The sequence below is a fragment of the Peptoniphilus rachelemmaiella genome, from assembly GCF_943169845.1.
In the GTDB taxonomy this organism is placed as follows: domain Bacteria; phylum Bacillota; class Clostridia; order Tissierellales; family Peptoniphilaceae; genus Aedoeadaptatus; species Aedoeadaptatus rachelemmaiella.
In genome coordinates this window covers 80,107-94,176 of record NZ_CALPBW010000001.1, presented here as the reverse complement: position 1 = coordinate 94,176, position 14,070 = coordinate 80,107, and the positions used below count along the sequence as shown (strand labels likewise).

General features: G+C 44.5%; 14 protein-coding genes. 4 read left to right on the top strand and 10 right to left on the bottom strand.

All coding sequences use genetic code 11. The features are described from left to right. Window positions 1-148: 148 nt before the first annotated feature. The 3 genes from KO087_RS00495 (at window position 149) to trhA (ending at window position 2,092) form a co-directional block, all read left to right on the top strand. Window positions 149-520, top strand: a complete 372-nt coding sequence (locus tag KO087_RS00495) for a CidA/LrgA family protein (protein WP_215506614.1) — start codon at window positions 149-151, stop codon at window positions 518-520. Beyond that, the gene (locus KO087_RS00490; protein ID WP_215506612.1) at window positions 513-1,214 is read left to right on the top strand and encodes an LrgB family protein; all 702 of its coding nucleotides are present in this window, start codon (window positions 513-515) and stop codon (window positions 1,212-1,214) included. The genes KO087_RS00495 and KO087_RS00490 overlap by 8 nt, the downstream gene beginning before the upstream one ends. A 227-nt stretch (window positions 1,215-1,441) precedes the next feature. Next, the gene (trhA, locus tag KO087_RS00485) at window positions 1,442-2,092 is read left to right on the top strand and encodes a PAQR family membrane homeostasis protein TrhA (RefSeq protein ID WP_215506610.1); all 651 of its coding nucleotides are present in this window, start codon (window positions 1,442-1,444) and stop codon (window positions 2,090-2,092) included. A 460-nt stretch (window positions 2,093-2,552) separates the two neighbouring features. On the opposite strand, the gene KO087_RS00480 is transcribed toward trhA, so the two are convergent. The 7 genes from KO087_RS00480 to guaA form a co-directional block, all read right to left on the bottom strand. Next, a complete protein-coding gene (locus KO087_RS00480; RefSeq protein ID WP_215506608.1) occupies window positions 2,553-3,116 on the bottom strand; it encodes a KwaA family protein in 564 nt (187 codons plus the stop codon). Between the two features lie 13 nt (window positions 3,117-3,129). Beyond that, entirely contained in the window at window positions 3,130-4,038 is a 909-nt protein-coding gene (locus KO087_RS00475; RefSeq protein WP_215506606.1) for a Kiwa anti-phage protein KwaB-like domain-containing protein, read from the bottom strand. A gap of 49 nt (window positions 4,039-4,087) precedes the next feature. Continuing rightward, a complete protein-coding gene (locus KO087_RS00470) occupies window positions 4,088-4,531 on the bottom strand; it encodes a very short patch repair endonuclease (protein ID WP_215506604.1) in 444 nt (147 codons plus the stop codon). After that, window positions 4,531-5,616 carry an HpaII family restriction endonuclease gene (locus tag KO087_RS00465; RefSeq protein ID WP_215506602.1) on the bottom strand — a complete coding sequence of 362 codons (1,086 nt, stop codon included), beginning with the start codon at window positions 5,614-5,616 and terminating at the stop codon, window positions 4,531-4,533. The genes KO087_RS00470 and KO087_RS00465 overlap by 1 nt, the downstream gene beginning before the upstream one ends. Before the next feature lie 3 nt (window positions 5,617-5,619). Next, window positions 5,620-6,663: a DNA cytosine methyltransferase gene (locus KO087_RS00460; protein ID WP_215506600.1), complete on the bottom strand. Its 1,044-nt coding sequence runs from the start codon at window positions 6,661-6,663 to the stop codon at window positions 5,620-5,622. A 6-nt stretch (window positions 6,664-6,669) separates the two neighbouring features. Beyond that, complete coding sequence (locus KO087_RS00455; RefSeq protein WP_215506598.1) at window positions 6,670-6,885, bottom strand: helix-turn-helix domain-containing protein; 216 nt, start codon at window positions 6,883-6,885, stop codon at window positions 6,670-6,672. A gap of 432 nt (window positions 6,886-7,317) precedes the next feature. Continuing rightward, a complete protein-coding gene (gene guaA / locus KO087_RS00450) occupies window positions 7,318-8,850 on the bottom strand; it encodes a glutamine-hydrolyzing GMP synthase (RefSeq protein ID WP_215506596.1) in 1,533 nt (510 codons plus the stop codon). Between the two features lie 145 nt (window positions 8,851-8,995). On the opposite strand from guaA, the gene KO087_RS00445 reads away from it, so the two are divergent. After that, a complete protein-coding gene (locus KO087_RS00445; protein WP_215506594.1) occupies window positions 8,996-9,571 on the top strand; it encodes a helix-turn-helix domain-containing protein in 576 nt (191 codons plus the stop codon). A gap of 13 nt (window positions 9,572-9,584) precedes the next feature. Here KO087_RS00445 and KO087_RS00440 read toward each other — a convergent pair whose 3' ends face one another. Genes KO087_RS00440 through KO087_RS00430 form a run of 3 tightly spaced genes read right to left on the bottom strand, consistent with a single transcriptional unit; the run spans window position 9,585 to window position 13,770 of the window. Beyond that, a complete protein-coding gene (locus KO087_RS00440) occupies window positions 9,585-10,079 on the bottom strand; it encodes an NUDIX hydrolase (protein WP_215506592.1) in 495 nt (164 codons plus the stop codon). Then, on the bottom strand, window positions 10,076-11,683 hold the full coding sequence (gene pyrG, locus KO087_RS00435; RefSeq protein ID WP_215506589.1) for a CTP synthase: 1,608 nt from the start codon (window positions 11,681-11,683) through the stop codon (window positions 10,076-10,078). The genes KO087_RS00440 and pyrG overlap by 4 nt, the downstream gene beginning before the upstream one ends. Window positions 11,684-11,691: 8 nt before the next feature. Beyond that, window positions 11,692-13,770, bottom strand: a complete 2,079-nt coding sequence (locus tag KO087_RS00430; protein WP_215506587.1) for a glutamine synthetase III domain-containing protein — start codon at window positions 13,768-13,770, stop codon at window positions 11,692-11,694. Window positions 13,771-14,070 lie beyond the last annotated feature (300 nt).

The following is a 14,070-nucleotide window of genomic DNA, read 5'->3' as shown; positions in this document are numbered from 1 at the left end:
TTCCGCCCGCAAAATTCAGTACTTTGTATAATTGTGCAGTAAATACGTTATATTTCCGCAAATTTTAATTTATCTCTTGTAATAAACTCCTTTGTTTTATATATTAGAGGCGCTATGTTATTTAATAAACTAAGTGAGGAGTGAAAACGTGTTATTCCAATTATTCGTCATGTTCGGGACGGCACTTTTGGGCCAAATCATCTCCGGCCTTCTGCCCTTCCCTTTCCCCAGTACCATTATCGCTGCGTTGATTTTGTTTCTCTTGCTGGAGTTCAAAATCGTCAAATTGGATCAGCTGAAAGACGTGATCCGGCTTTCAAACAAGTACTTAGCCATCGTTTTTATCCCCGTCGGCGTGGCCGTCATGGAGTATTTCTCGGAATTTTCTCTGGACGTGTGGCTTAAAATCGTCGTAATCATCGTCATCACCACCGGCGCCACCATGATGGTGACGGGCAAAGTGAGCGATGTGGTGATCGCGCTGCAGGAAAAAGTGACAGGAGGTAAAAAAGATGCTTGATCTCATCACCCAAACCCCTTATTTCGGGCTGGTGCTTTCCCTTCTCTTCTTTATTTTGTTTTCGAAGCTCAGCACCCGCTTAAATGCGCCTATTTTGAATCCCCTTTTGTTTTCCATTATCGCCATTATTCTCGTGCTTACCGTCTTCGACATTCCCCTGAAAAATTACCAGGCCGGCGGCTCCATGATTCAAATGGTGATTTCCCCGGTGGAAACCATCGTTATCGGCGTGAGCCTTTACAAACAAAAAGACACCCTGATTAAATACCTGGTGCCCGTCCTCGTGTCGGTCACCGTGGGCTGCGTCTTTGTGGTGCTTTTTGTGGTGTTTTTAGGCAATGTTCTGGCCGTGCCCCAAGAGGTACTCATGGCGTCGATTCCGAAATCCGTGACCACCGCCATCGCCATGGAAATTTCCGGCAAAATGGGCTGGATCGTCTCCATTACTGTTATGTTCGTTATCTTGACCGGCATCGTCGGCGCCGTCATCGCGCCCTACTGCATCAAGCTTGCGCGCATTAAAAGCCCTGTCTCCAAAGGCTTGGGCATCGGCACCGCCGCCCACGCCGTGGGCACCAGCTACGCCATTACCCTGGGCGAAGTGGAAGGCGCCATGAGCGGTTTAACCATCGGCCTGCACGCCATTATCGCATCCATGGTCATGCCCCTGTTGATTCGCCTCTTGGGCCTGTAAAAACGCCCCCTATATCTTGAATCGCGTACGCACATAAAGGACCCCCGAAGCATGGATTTTTCTCCCGCCTTTGGGGGTCCTTTTGTTTTTGGCTTGTTTTTTCCGGTGTGTTGTACGCACGGCGCCATGAAGGATATAATGGAGACAAATCGTTTACTCGATTCCTACAGCCCATTGGATCTTTCATCGATTGATTAAAACGTGTTAAAATTTTCGGGAGGCGAAAAATGAGAATCATTAAATACAGCAAGTCTGAAGAGGCTTTAAATATTGCCACCCACATTATCGGCTTTCTCTTAAGCCTGATTTTCTTTCTACCGGTCATCGTCGAAGCGTACAGAGGCAAAGACGTGATTGGATTTTTGGCGTGGCTCGTTTATTTTATCGCCATCGCCGTCATGTTTTTATCCTCAAGCCTTTATCACGCCATGACCCGGCCCATGGCGCGGACCATCTTTCGGGCCATCGATCACGGGGTCATTTACCTGACCATCGCCGGCTCATATACGCCGATTATCTTAATCGGGCTCAGGTCCTCTTTTGCCATCGTTATCTTTGTTCTCATCTGGATTCTGGCACTTATCGGCATCGCGATGAACATCATCGCCTTTGCCACGGCCAAAGAAGACAAAATAGGCAAGGCTTCCATGGCGATCTACATGGCCATGGGGTGGATTTCCCTTCTCCTTATCTATCAGATCTATAGGGCCATCGGCCTGAGCTACATTCTGTTTTTGGTTCTCGGCGGCCTTTTCTATACCCTGGGCGCTGTTTTCTATTCAATTAAGAAAATTCCCTACAACCATGCGATCTGGCACATTTTTATCCTCGTGGCAGCCTTCGTCATGTTTTACGGCAACTATAAATTTTTGGGATGATGCAAGAAAAGAGACGGAAGAAAAAAACGGCCCTGGAGAAGGACATGCACAGCACGCCTCTTTTAAACCTTCCCGCAAGTGACACAAAAAGAGTCGATGGGATCAAAATCTTTTTTCCGGAAATTTCTTGCGATCTCAGCAATCTGTCGCAGCTTTTACGATTCACATAACCACCTACTTGCAAATACGCAGTTTAAAACCGGTGCTTTTCATACAGATACGCATTAGAGAAGGATAGGTACGCGCCTATCCTTTGTTTTTCACTTATTCCCATTCGATATGTCCATTGATACTGTTTTGTATGAACGACATAAAATCAAGGTTTTTTATATCGGTTTTAGTTCTATTATCCATTTTATTTCTGTTTATCTGATTTTTTGCAAGCATATTGCAAGCAGAGAAAACGCTCCTCTCTAGTTTCTCATTCTTTATATCATTGGGATTTATTAAGACGAGAAAACTAATTGTCTTTTTTATGAGCAATAAATATATCATTACTTATATAGTATCCTTTTAATCTTTCTTTATGCCTTAACACTTCTCTAGAAATGTTGGTTATTACAATCTCTTTATTGGCGTCTCTATATATAATATATCCAAACATAGCCCACAAAGGATTTAAATATATTAAGTTTAATCTTAAATAAATATATCCAATTAAGATAAACAAAAGAATGTCAACTATATAAACTTCTTTTGAGCTATCTCCATTAGTAATGAGTGGAATTATATATGTCATAATATAGCTTAATACTGTATCATCAGGATTTTCAAGATTATTGTTAATAACTTTTTCTTGAGTTCCTTTTCCGAGTTTCAATAAAATCACGCTTATAACTGAAATAAATATTAAGATCAACGTCAATGCAGCAAATATTATTATTAATATATTTTTTCCCAGGAACCCTTTTTCTATTTTAGGGAGGTACAGAATTATAATCATAATGTAAAGTGGGAAATAGGATGATATAAACATAATAGTTCTTGTTATTATGTTATAAATTTTATCCATTCTATTATTCATAAAACACCAGCTTTTATTTATCATCTACCCCTATTTGCTCATTAATGATACTTCTATAATATGAATCTCTCAATATTCTTAAAATATCCATTATCTGAGTTTTATCTTCATACACTATTGAAAATGAAGGCTCTTCGTTATAATTTATCTCTAAATTAAACATATCTATAGTTTTCTTTATATTTTCATAATTTTCATATGTTTTATTAATATTTATGTTTTCACTGGTCATTTTTGTAAGAGTTTTTCTATAACGCCCATCATTTAAACAATCTTCATAAAAACTTTCAAAGTTAGTTATGCCATCACTTAATCCCTCTTGATTTAAAAAATCTGATGCTGTATCTCTAAATTGATCGTCTAAATTAAAAATTCTCTCTAATGAATAATGAGATAATATTAGTATATCATCATTAACAGCTATAAAATCTACTTCTCCATCTATTCCAATTAATTTACTTTCAATTTTATTTAAGGTATTTCCATTAAATCTTGCAATAATCCCTCTTGAATGCAACTTCTTAAATTTGGTTACTCTTCTAAATATTTTTATATTGGGAAATTGATCATCATTTTTAGTTATCTCAAAAGTATAAAAACTATAATTGTCAGGATCTATTTCTGTTTCAACATGATCTGAATTATTAAAACTTTCTAAAACCCTACAATAATCATTTATATAGGATGTTTTACAACTTTCTATAGTCTCATCTCTGTACCCTGTTGGATTATAATCTACACTCAACTTCTCTGCAAATTTATCAATGTAAACTATTATTAAACTAATTAAATCGTCATAGATTTGTGCATCAATGTTAGGCGAAAAGCTCACATAGTTTCCATTTCTTAATTTTCTAGTAAAGAATAGATTGAATTCTAAATCATTTTCTTGCAGCTTAGTTCTTAAACTATTTATATCCATAACTTCCTCCTTAAATTATATCAATATTATGCTCAACAGTTTTGACATTTCATTCTTTTTCAACAATGCGTATAATCTCATGAACTAAGTTATCCAGTCTCCTTTGTACTAATTCCTTGTCTTTCATCATCTGTTTAATTTCACACCCCCAAACAACGATTACTTTAATGCCCATGTTTTCAAGTTTGCTGTAGTTTTGCTTATCTCTTTCAACATTTCCTTCAAGTTTGTTTTTCCAAAAATCGTGATTGTTTTTAGGAATGGATGAATACCTACAATTTTCATGCATATGCCAAAAGCAACCGTTTACAAAAATAGCAACTCTGTATTTGGGAATATATAAATCAGGACTTCCGGGCAACTCCTTATAGTTTAATCTATATCTGAACCCCTTATGCCACAGAAGTTTTCTCAGGAAAAGTTCCGGTTTTGTATTTTTACTTTTCACTCTTGCCATATTTTGACTTCTGGTCATAGGCTTCTTTTTCTTCATTATCTGAATCTCACTTGCAAATTTAAGTTAATAAAATCTTCCCCGTTCTCGCTGTATATTTCTCCAAAACCATGCCTTGAAGTGGATGCCGTTTCATATCTTGTGTTCTTCAATAGATATTCTTCAAAGTAATTTCTGTTGTATATATGATATGCAAGAATATTACCTTCTTTCGTTACGACAATATACCCTCCAGTTGCTTCATCCACACCGTCCCAAACCGTAGCAGGTTTCATTCCCAATGCTACGGCGGTCAGGAACTTCTTGAACTTATACCTATAAGCATTAACATTTCCGTAGTTCATAGGATTTACCTGTTCAAGTTTTTCAACCATTTCATCGCAATTGCTGATCCCGTCCCTATAGAAATATAAAAGAGTTTCGGCAATAATTTTATCCATATTGCTGTCAATCAATACCAAATTATCGCTAAAAGTCCGATTATTCATTTTCCAATATTTCAATCGCCCGTTTTCATCAATGATTTTATTGATACGTCCTCTAACATCCGTGTGATTTTTACCCGCCGATACGATATATATTTCATTTGCTTCTCGAACCAAGTCGGGATAACTGTGGATGATTTTATAAATAAAGTTTGTGGTTTTTCCAGCATTTAACAGAGTAGGAGAGGAGCCCAATTCCGATTTTATGGAAAACCCTACCGTAGGGCTGTAACCGGTATTTATATCGATTATTTTTATTGTAATGTCGCTTTTGTCCGTTGCAGGTGCCGACAACTTATAGCACAAAATTTTATCCATAAAATTCTGCGTTTTTTCTACAGAAAATGCTCCTTTCGAAGTTTTAGAATTAATTTCATTTAACAGAAGTTCGGACTGCGTTTCAAACTCGGTCGCAGATAATTCTTTCACTTTTGAACCGTTAATGTATATGGATATGATCTCTCCTGTAGCATACTCCTTGATTTCACCTTTGTTCTCTTCTCTTATTATCTTAATGATAGGAAAGTACACATTCTCCAATTTATTCAATTCACTGTCGGCTGCATATATCTTTCCGTCAGCTAAGAGTCTTAACAAAACATATATTTCGGACCATTCACCCTTGTTCCCTCTTATCACTTTTTACCTCCACGCAAACTCTAATTGTTCATAATACTCATTCTCTTGAGCGAGATCATCAATTATAACACCCTCCAGCTGGTTTTTAATTTTTTCTGCAATCGCTTTAATAACTGGAACCGTTACAGAATTTCCGAATTGCTTATATAAGTGAGTATCGGCAACAACCAGTTTAAATTTATCTGGAAATCCTTGTAATCTTGCCCACTCTCTTGGTGTCATTTTTCGTATATATTCTCTGTTTATCTTTCCTTTTATATGAGTTACAGGCGTGAAATCAGTTAACCTTTTATCTATGATTAGATTTCTTTCTCTTCCCATGCCTCCACACACGATGGCTCCGGCAACAGAATTGACATCTCTTATTTCATAACCAAAACCGTTTCCCTTATCTTGGTGCCTTTGCTTATGTCTTCTTAAAGAATCAAGATATACATCAGATAAATAATATTTGGGAGATGTCTCTTTTTCTTCCATTATGTCGGCAATGACCTTCGTATCATCGATTTTGTCTGGGAATATAAAGCTATTGGGTGAAATATCTTCTCTAAATGCAACTATATATATTCTTTCTCTATTTTGTGGTACTCCAAAATCTTTACTATTAAGAACTTTGTGAAAAACCCTATAACCAAGTTCATTCAACGTTTTTTTAATTATCTTAAATGTTTTACCCTTGTCATGATTAACTAGGTTTTTAACATTTTCGCAAAAAACAACTTTTGGTTTATGCAATTTTACTATTCTAGCTACATCGAAAAATAAAGTACCTCTAGTATCTTCAAATCCCTTTTTTTGACCTGCTAATGAAAATGCTTGGCACGGAAATCCTGCAAGAAGAATATCGTGACTGGGTATATCTATTTCATTGATTTTTGTAATATCTCCAAAAATATTTATTTTATCTCCGAAATTTGCTAAATAGGTTTCCTGCGCTTTTTTATCCCATTCGGATACGAAGACAGTATTGATCTCCTCACCAAAGGCTTGCTCAAAGCCAAGTCTAATTCCTCCTATTCCTGCAAATAGGTCTATGGATTTATACATCATCAATCACCTACTGTATTCCACTATATCTTTAACATCGCATTCTAGAACATAACAAATCTTTGCAATGGTTTCTAAATCTATCCTTTTAACCTTATTATTGCAATAAGAATTAAGTTGCGTCCTTTGAAGATTTGCCTCTTTTTCTAATTTATTTTTGCTGATATTTTTCGCTTCTAAAACTTTGTCTATTTTAAAAATAATCTTTCCAAAATTCTGCATAAATTCCTCTCCTTTTAAATCTCCTGAATCGAAATTTAATCTATCCCTATTATAACATAGCCTAAAACTTCTTACAGGTCTAAGATTTCATCTTTATTCGACTTAGATTATAAATCTAAGCAAAAGAAAGACCGTAGCAGCTCACTACGGTCTGATTTTGTCCAAATGCAAACCATTTGGAACGATTATTTCGTGTATTCTTTTTTACTTCCGGTACCATTTGAGTACCAGTAGCCATTTTTCATTCTCTTTATAGCTTATCGTTTTTCAAATTTTACTTAAAATTGTTCCCGCTCCACGACTAAACATTAATTTTTGAGGAAAAATAGATGAAATAGACGAAGTGCAAAAAAGCCCACAGTGAGGCGTACACAGGTACGCCGCAGCGCGGGCTTTTTGAAACGAGTCTAGTTCGCCATTTTCACCAAAAATTTACTCCCATTCAATCGTAGCCGGGGGTTTCGATGTAATATCGTACACAATTCGGTTAATGTGCTCCACTTCGTTAACAATCCTCACGCTGACTTTGTCCAGCACGTCGTAGGGGATGCGGGCCCAATCGGCGGTCATGAAGTCGGTGGTGGTGACGGCTCTAAGTGCCAGGGTGTAGTCGTAGGTTCTGAAGTCGCCCATGACGCCGACGCTCCTGTTGTTGGTAAGGACGGCGAAGTATTGGTTGATGTCGTGGTCCATGCCGGCTTTGGCGATTTCGTCGCGGAAGATGTAGTCGGCATCTCTTAGAATGTCGAGTTTTTCTTCGGTGATTTCGCCCATGACGCGGATAGCGAGGCCGGGTCCGGGGAAGGGTTGGCGCCAGACGAGTTTGGGATCGAGGCCGATGGCTTCGCCCAGTTTTCTGACTTCGTCTTTAAAGAGGTCTCTTAAGGGCTCGATGAGGTCTTTGAAGTCGACGACGGCGGGCAGACCGCCGACGTTGTGGTGGCTTTTGATGACGGCGGCGTCTCCCGCCCCGCTTTCAATGATGTCGGGGTAGATGGTGCCTTGGGCCAGGAAGTCGACGGCGCCGATTTTTCTGCCTTCGTCTTCGAAGACGCGGATGAATTCTTCACCGATGATTTTTCGTTTTTGTTCGGGGTCGGTGACGCCTTTTAGGCGCTTTAAGAAGCGGTCTTTGGCATCGACGCGAATGAAGTGCATGCCGGTGTCTTTAAAGGCTTCTTCCACTTCGTCGCCTTCGTTTTTGCGCATGAGGCCGTGGTCGACGAAGATGCAGATGAGGTTTTCGCCGATGGCATCGACGAGGAGTTTGGCGCACACGGAGGAATCGACGCCGCCTGAGAGGGCGAGGAGGACTTTTTTGTCGCCGACTTTTTCTTGGATGGCGCGCTTGGCTTCGATTGCGAAGTCGTCCATGTTCCAGTCGCCTTTGGCGTGACATACTTTTTTCAGGAAGTTGTCGATGATTTCGTGACCGTGTTCTGTGTGATTGACTTCGCCGTGGAATTGAATGGCGTAGATGTTTTTCTCTTTGTTTTCCATGGCGGCCACGGGGCAGCTGTCGGTGGATGCCACGGTGCGGAAGCCTTCGGGGAGTTCTTTGACGTAGTCGATATGGCTCATCCAGGTGCTTTGTTCCACATCCAGGCCGTCGAAGAGTTTCGAGGCGGGATCGACCATGGTTTTGGTCTTGCCGAATTCTCGCTTGTCGGATTTGGTGACGGTACCGCCCATGTTTTTGGCGATGAGTTGCATGCCGTAGCAGATGCCTAAGATGGGCAGGCCCATGTTCAGTATTTCGGGATCGATGTCGGGGCTTTTGTCGTCGTACACGCTGTTGGGCCCGCCTGTGAAGATGAGGCCGATGGGCTTTTCTTTTTTAATGGCCTCCAGGGCTTTTTTGTAGGGCACGACTTCGGCGTAGACGTTTTTTTCCCGCACGCGCCGTGTAATCAGTTGATTGTATTGACCACCGAAGTCGATGACCAGTATTTTTTCTCTTTCCATGGAAAACCTCCTTTTCGGCTTTTATTATAGCATATTCGGCGCCGGTCTTTTTCCCGCGCGGCCGCATTGTTTTTTCAATTTTTCGAAGAATGTATGGTATACTATGTTCAGTATATATTTTTACATTAAATGCAGGGGGTGTTGTATGTCCGGAAAGTTTTCGGGACAAAAAATTCGAACCATGCGCAAGGCTTTGGGCATGAGTATTAAGGATTTGGCGGAGGCGGCCAATTTGTCCACGGGGCTGATCAGTCAAATCGAGCGGGATTTGGTTTCGCCTTCGGTGAATGCCATGTTGCGCATTGTGGATGCTTTACATACGACCATGGGGGAATTTTTCGAGGATGTACCTTCGAAGAAGAAGCCCACGATTATTCACAGCGGCGACCACATGATGTTGGACGACGGTGCCGCGGACCGCAGGGTGCGCCTTTTGTCGCCTGAAGGCCGGCGCCACTACGAGGTGGTGGAGATGCGCTTTGAAACCACGGACAGGAAGGATGTGCTTCCTACCACCGACGATGAGGGGGAAGCCTTCGGCTTTATTACGGCGGGCCGCCTCACGGTGATGGTGGACGATGTGCTCTATCCCATCGAGGCGGGAGACAGCATTGCCTTCGACCGCAGTGCCCGGTATGCGCTTTTTAATGAACACCGGGAGCCGTGTCTGTCTATGTGGGTGTTTTTACCGCCTTCGAATTTGAAAAAACAGGGGTCTTGAGATCCCTGTTTTTTTATTTCCATTTTTCGAAGAATTCTCGGTAGTAGGACAGTTTGGTCATGTGTCTTGTTTCCACCCAGTTCATGATGGCGTCTTTGTCAAGGAAGATGAAGTCGTCGACTTCTTCCGGATCCATGGTGATGTCGGATTCGGTGAGTTCTTTTTCGATGCGATAGATGTAGTAGTGGGCGGGAAATTCTGTAATGATCCGATCGAGGATCAGTTCGTCTTCTTGAAGGCGAATGCCCATTTCTTCCTGCATTTCGCGGATCATGGCTTCTTCCGGCGTCTCGCCTTTGATGGCGCTGCCGCAGGCGGTGCAGGACCAGTAGCCGGGGTAGTTTTTCTTGTTCATGGAGCGTTTTTGCAGGATGTAGCGCCCGTCGGGGGTGCGGATCCAGGCTTCCACGACGCGGTGGTAGCGGCCCTTGGGCATGCGCTCGCCTCGGCGGAGTTCTTCGCCGGTGGGGCGATTGGCTTCATCGTAGAGATCCCAACGTTCGCTCACACCAAGGCTCGCTTTCCCGCTGCTTCGACAAAGCCGTGGAACAAGGGGTGGATGTGGTTGGGGCGGGATTTAAATTCCGGATGGAATTGACAGGCCACGAAGTAGCTGTCTTGCTCCAATTCGATGACTTCCACGAGATCCAAGTCTTCGTTGATGCCGGCGATGGTGAGGCCGGCGTTTCTAAGCATGCCTCTGAATTCGTTGTTGAATTCGTAGCGGTGGCGGTGGCGTTCTAAAATGTCCGCTTCTTTGTAGAGCTTGGCGGCGCGGGTGCCCTCGGTTAAGTGGCAGGGGTAGTTGCCCAGCCGTTGGGTGCCGCCCATGTTTTCCACGCCTACTTGGGCTTCCATAAGGTCGATGACCGGGTAGGGAGCGTTGACGTCGAATTCCGTGGAGTTGGCGTCTTTTAAGCCGGCGATGTTTCTCGCAATGTCGATGACGGCGATTTGCATGCCGAGGCAGATGCCGAAGTAGGGAATTTTGTGTTCGCGGGCGTATTTCGATGCGCGGATCATGCCTTCGATGCCTCGCTCGCCGAAGCCGCCGGGAACGATGATGCCGTGAACGTCTTTTAATGCCTCGTCCAGGGCCTTTTCATCGACCAAATCTTCCGCATCCACGTAGTCGATGGTGACCAAGCGGCCCATGTCGTAGCCTGCATCTAAAAGGGCTTGGGTGACGGAGAGGTAGGCGTCGTGAAGCTGCACGTATTTGCCGACGAGGGCGATGCGGATGGTGCCTTCCGCTTGTTTAAAGGCTTCCACCATGTGGCGCCAATCGTCGGCTTTTAATGCCTTGGGCTCAAGCTTCAGGTGGTTCATGATGATTTCGTCGAGGTTTTGTTCTCTGAACACATTGGGTAGTTCGTAGATTAAGTCGACGTGGCGGGATTCGATGACATTTTCTTCGGGCACGTCGCAGAAAAGGGAGATTTTCTTGCGAATGGAGGCGTCGATGGCGCCGTCGCTTCGGGTAATGATGATGTCCGCCTTGATCCCTTGGCTCATGAGTTGTTTAAAGCTGTGTTGGGTGGGCTTGGTCTTCAGCTCGTCGCTTCCCGGAATCACGGGAATGAGCACGGTGTGCACAAAGAGCACGTCTTCCACGGCACATTCCGAGTGGATTTGGCGAATGGCTTCGATAAAGGGAAGGCCTTCGATGTCGCCGACGGTGCCGCCGATTTCGGTGATGACCACATCGGCACCGGATTCTTTGCCGGCGCGGTAGATGGCGTGTTTGATTTCGTCGGTGACGTGAGGAATGACTTGCACGGTGGCGCCGTCGTAATCCCCGCGGCGTTCTTTTTTAATGACGCGGGAATAGATTTTTCCCGTGGTGACGGAGGCGGCTTTGGTGAGCTCCTCGTCGATGAAGCGTTCGTAGTGGCCCAAATCCAGGTCTGTTTCCGCCCCGTCGGCGGTGACGAACACTTCCCCGTGTTGGTAGGGGCTCATGGTGCCGGGATCCACATTCAGGTAGGGATCGAATTTTTGCATAAATACGCTGAAGCCGCGATTTTTCAAGAGGCGGCCGATGCTTGCCGCGCTAATGCCTTTGCCGATGCCGGAGACCACGCCGCCGGTTACAAATATATACTTCGTCATAATGCCTCCTAGTTGAGTTCAGTGAAAATGTCTTCGTAGGTGGGAATCGTCCAGTGTTTTCTGGAAATGCGATTTTCCAGTTCGTCGCAGATTTTGCGTATGTGGGGGAATTGGGTAATGACTTCTTTTTCGAAAAATTCCGCCCGGGCGTAGCCTTCCAGGGTCTTGGCCTTGGCGTAGGTGGCTTTTAATTTCTTGTGGCGCAAAAGGAGTTCCTCAAATAGCACATTTAAGGTTTCCAGGCGCTCTTTAAGTGCCGCATTTTCCAAGCGACCGGTGACGTTTAAAATGTCGTTTAATTCCGCCACCACCGCCGGTTCAACGTCTTTTGTGAGCATGGTCATAAGGGTTCTCGCTTCCAAAAAGCCGTGGACGGACACGGATTCCAGGCCCACTTCGTAAATGGCCTCGACTTCGCTTTCGCTCAGGATGTCGTAGTCGCCGAAGATCTTGATTAATTCTTTGTCCTTTAAGGCTTGAATGGCTTCAAAGAAGGTGCGGTAATGGGGCAGGCCCCGGCGCTCGGCTTCTTCTATCCAGGCTTGGGCGTAATTGTCTTTATTGTAGAGAATCCGCTCGTGGTCTCTGATGATTTCCGCGATGACGGTGTAGGCTTCTTTTCTGAGGGTTTCCTCGTCGGCGGCAAAGGGCTCCAGGCGCTCGGCGATTTTTCTTAAGCTGTGGCCCAGGGCCGTGTTAATGACGATGTTGGCATCGGCCCCGGTCATGGAAGAGCCCACCATGCGGAATTCGAATTTGTTGCCCGTAAAAGCCAAGGGGCTTGTCCGGTTGCGGTCGCTGGAATCCCGCGGCGTGTAGCCCAGGGAATTGATCTTGATTTCCGGCAGGGCTTCGATTTTCGCGTGGTACTCTTCGTGGGCGATGTCTTTTAAAATTTCTTCCAGGTCGTTTCCAAGGAAGATGGAAATAATCGAGGGGGGCGCTTCCAGCCCGCCTAAGCGCCTGTCGTTGGACGGCCCGCCCGATGCGATGCGAAACAGGGGTGCGTAGTCGTCGGCGGCTTCGATCATGGCCGCGAGGAATAAAAGGAAGGTGAGGTTTTCTTTCGGATTGTCTCCCGGATCGAAGACATTTTTACCGTAATTGGTGGTGAGGGAATAATTGTTGTGCTTGCCGCTGCCGTTGACGCCGGCAAAGGGCTTTTCGTGGAGCAAACAGACCAGGCCGTAGTCGGTGGCCGTTTCTTTTAATATGCTCATAATGAGCTGATTGTAGTCCACGGCGATGTTGGCATTTTCAAAAAGAGCCACGATTTCAAATTGGCAGGGCGCCACTTCGTTGTGCTCCGTCTTGGCGAAGATGCCCAGTTCCCAAAGCTTTTCGTTCACGGCCTCGTAAAAAGCCATGACCCGCTTGGGAATGCCACCCAGGTAATGGTCGCCCATTTCCTGGCCCTTGGGGGCGCCGGCGCCGATTAAGGTGCGGCCCACGCTTTTTAAATCGCTCCGTTTGTCGTAGTGGCGCTTGTCGATAAGGAAAAATTCCTGCTCCAGGCCCACCTTCGGCTTCATGCGGTAGGTGTATTCTTCCTTTTCAAAGAGATTCACCACCCGGGAGCCGTACTCGCTAATGAGGCCCATGGAGGCGAGCAAGGGGCCTTTTTTGTCCAGCTTGTCGCCGTTAAAGGAAACGAAGATGGTGGGGATGTATAAAATCCGGTCGATAATAAAGGAATTGGCCGTGGCATCCCAATAGGTGTAGCCTCTGGCTTCGAAGGTGCTGCGCATGCCGCCGGTGGGGAAAGAGGATCCGTCGCTTTCGCCGCGAATCAATTCCTTGCCGGAGAACCGCTGAATCACTTCGTATTTGTCCGTGCGGTCCAAAAAGGCGTCGTGTTTTTTCGCCGTAAGACCGTTTAGCGGCTGAAACCAGTGGCAATAATGGGTGGCGCCCTTTTCCAGGGCCCATTCTTTCATGGCGTGGGCGATGGCATCGGCGGTCTCCCGATCCAACGGCGCCTCGTTTCTGACGGCATTTTTCCAGCGGTGGTAAATGGCGTGGGGCAATCTTTCCCGCATCATGCGCTTGTTAAACGCCATTTCCCCGAATTTTTTGTCTAGATCCATATTCCCTCCTAAAATAGAAAAAATTGGTTCTCTCGAAAGATAACCAATATAAAAAAACCTATGACCCTCGCGGCGCAAGGGGTGTTTTCTTTTATAATAGTAAAAGGAATTTTCAATGTCAAGAACCGATAGAGGGGCCCGGGAAAAAATATGAAATCGACGCCCCTTCACTTGACAAGACCCCTCGTCCCTGTATAATGGATGTATTAAAAACTTCGATGGAGAAAAGTACGCGTGGCTAAATCTCAGGGAGTCGAATTCATCGATTGCAAGATTCGACGATGGCCGCCCGCGGAATCC

What these genes read in the sequence shown, in the direction of transcription:
- KO087_RS00490 (WP_215506612.1), top strand. Translation starts at nt 513, where the DNA reads ATGCTTGATCTCATCACCCAAACCCCTTATTTCGGGCTGGTGCTTTCC.
- KO087_RS00460 (WP_215506600.1), bottom strand. Translation starts at nt 6,663, where the DNA reads ATGTATAAATCCATAGACCTATTTGCAGGAATAGGAGGAATTAGACTT.
- KO087_RS00480 (WP_215506608.1), bottom strand. Translation starts at nt 3,116, where the DNA reads ATGAATAATAGAATGGATAAAATTTATAACATAATAACAAGAACTATT.
- KO087_RS00455 (WP_215506598.1), bottom strand. Translation starts at nt 6,885, where the DNA reads ATGCAGAATTTTGGAAAGATTATTTTTAAAATAGACAAAGTTTTAGAA.
- KO087_RS00430 (WP_215506587.1), bottom strand. Translation starts at nt 13,770, where the DNA reads ATGGATCTAGACAAAAAATTCGGGGAAATGGCGTTTAACAAGCGCATG.
- KO087_RS00475 (WP_215506606.1), bottom strand. Translation starts at nt 4,038, where the DNA reads ATGGATATAAATAGTTTAAGAACTAAGCTGCAAGAAAATGATTTAGAA.
- guaA (WP_215506596.1), bottom strand. Translation starts at nt 8,850, where the DNA reads ATGGAAAGAGAAAAAATACTGGTCATCGACTTCGGTGGTCAATACAAT.
- pyrG (WP_215506589.1), bottom strand. Translation starts at nt 11,683, where the DNA reads ATGACGAAGTATATATTTGTAACCGGCGGCGTGGTCTCCGGCATCGGC.
- KO087_RS00470 (WP_215506604.1), bottom strand. Translation starts at nt 4,531, where the DNA reads ATGAAGAAAAAGAAGCCTATGACCAGAAGTCAAAATATGGCAAGAGTG.
- KO087_RS00445 (WP_215506594.1), top strand. Translation starts at nt 8,996, where the DNA reads ATGTCCGGAAAGTTTTCGGGACAAAAAATTCGAACCATGCGCAAGGCT.
- trhA (WP_215506610.1), top strand. Translation starts at nt 1,442, where the DNA reads ATGAGAATCATTAAATACAGCAAGTCTGAAGAGGCTTTAAATATTGCC.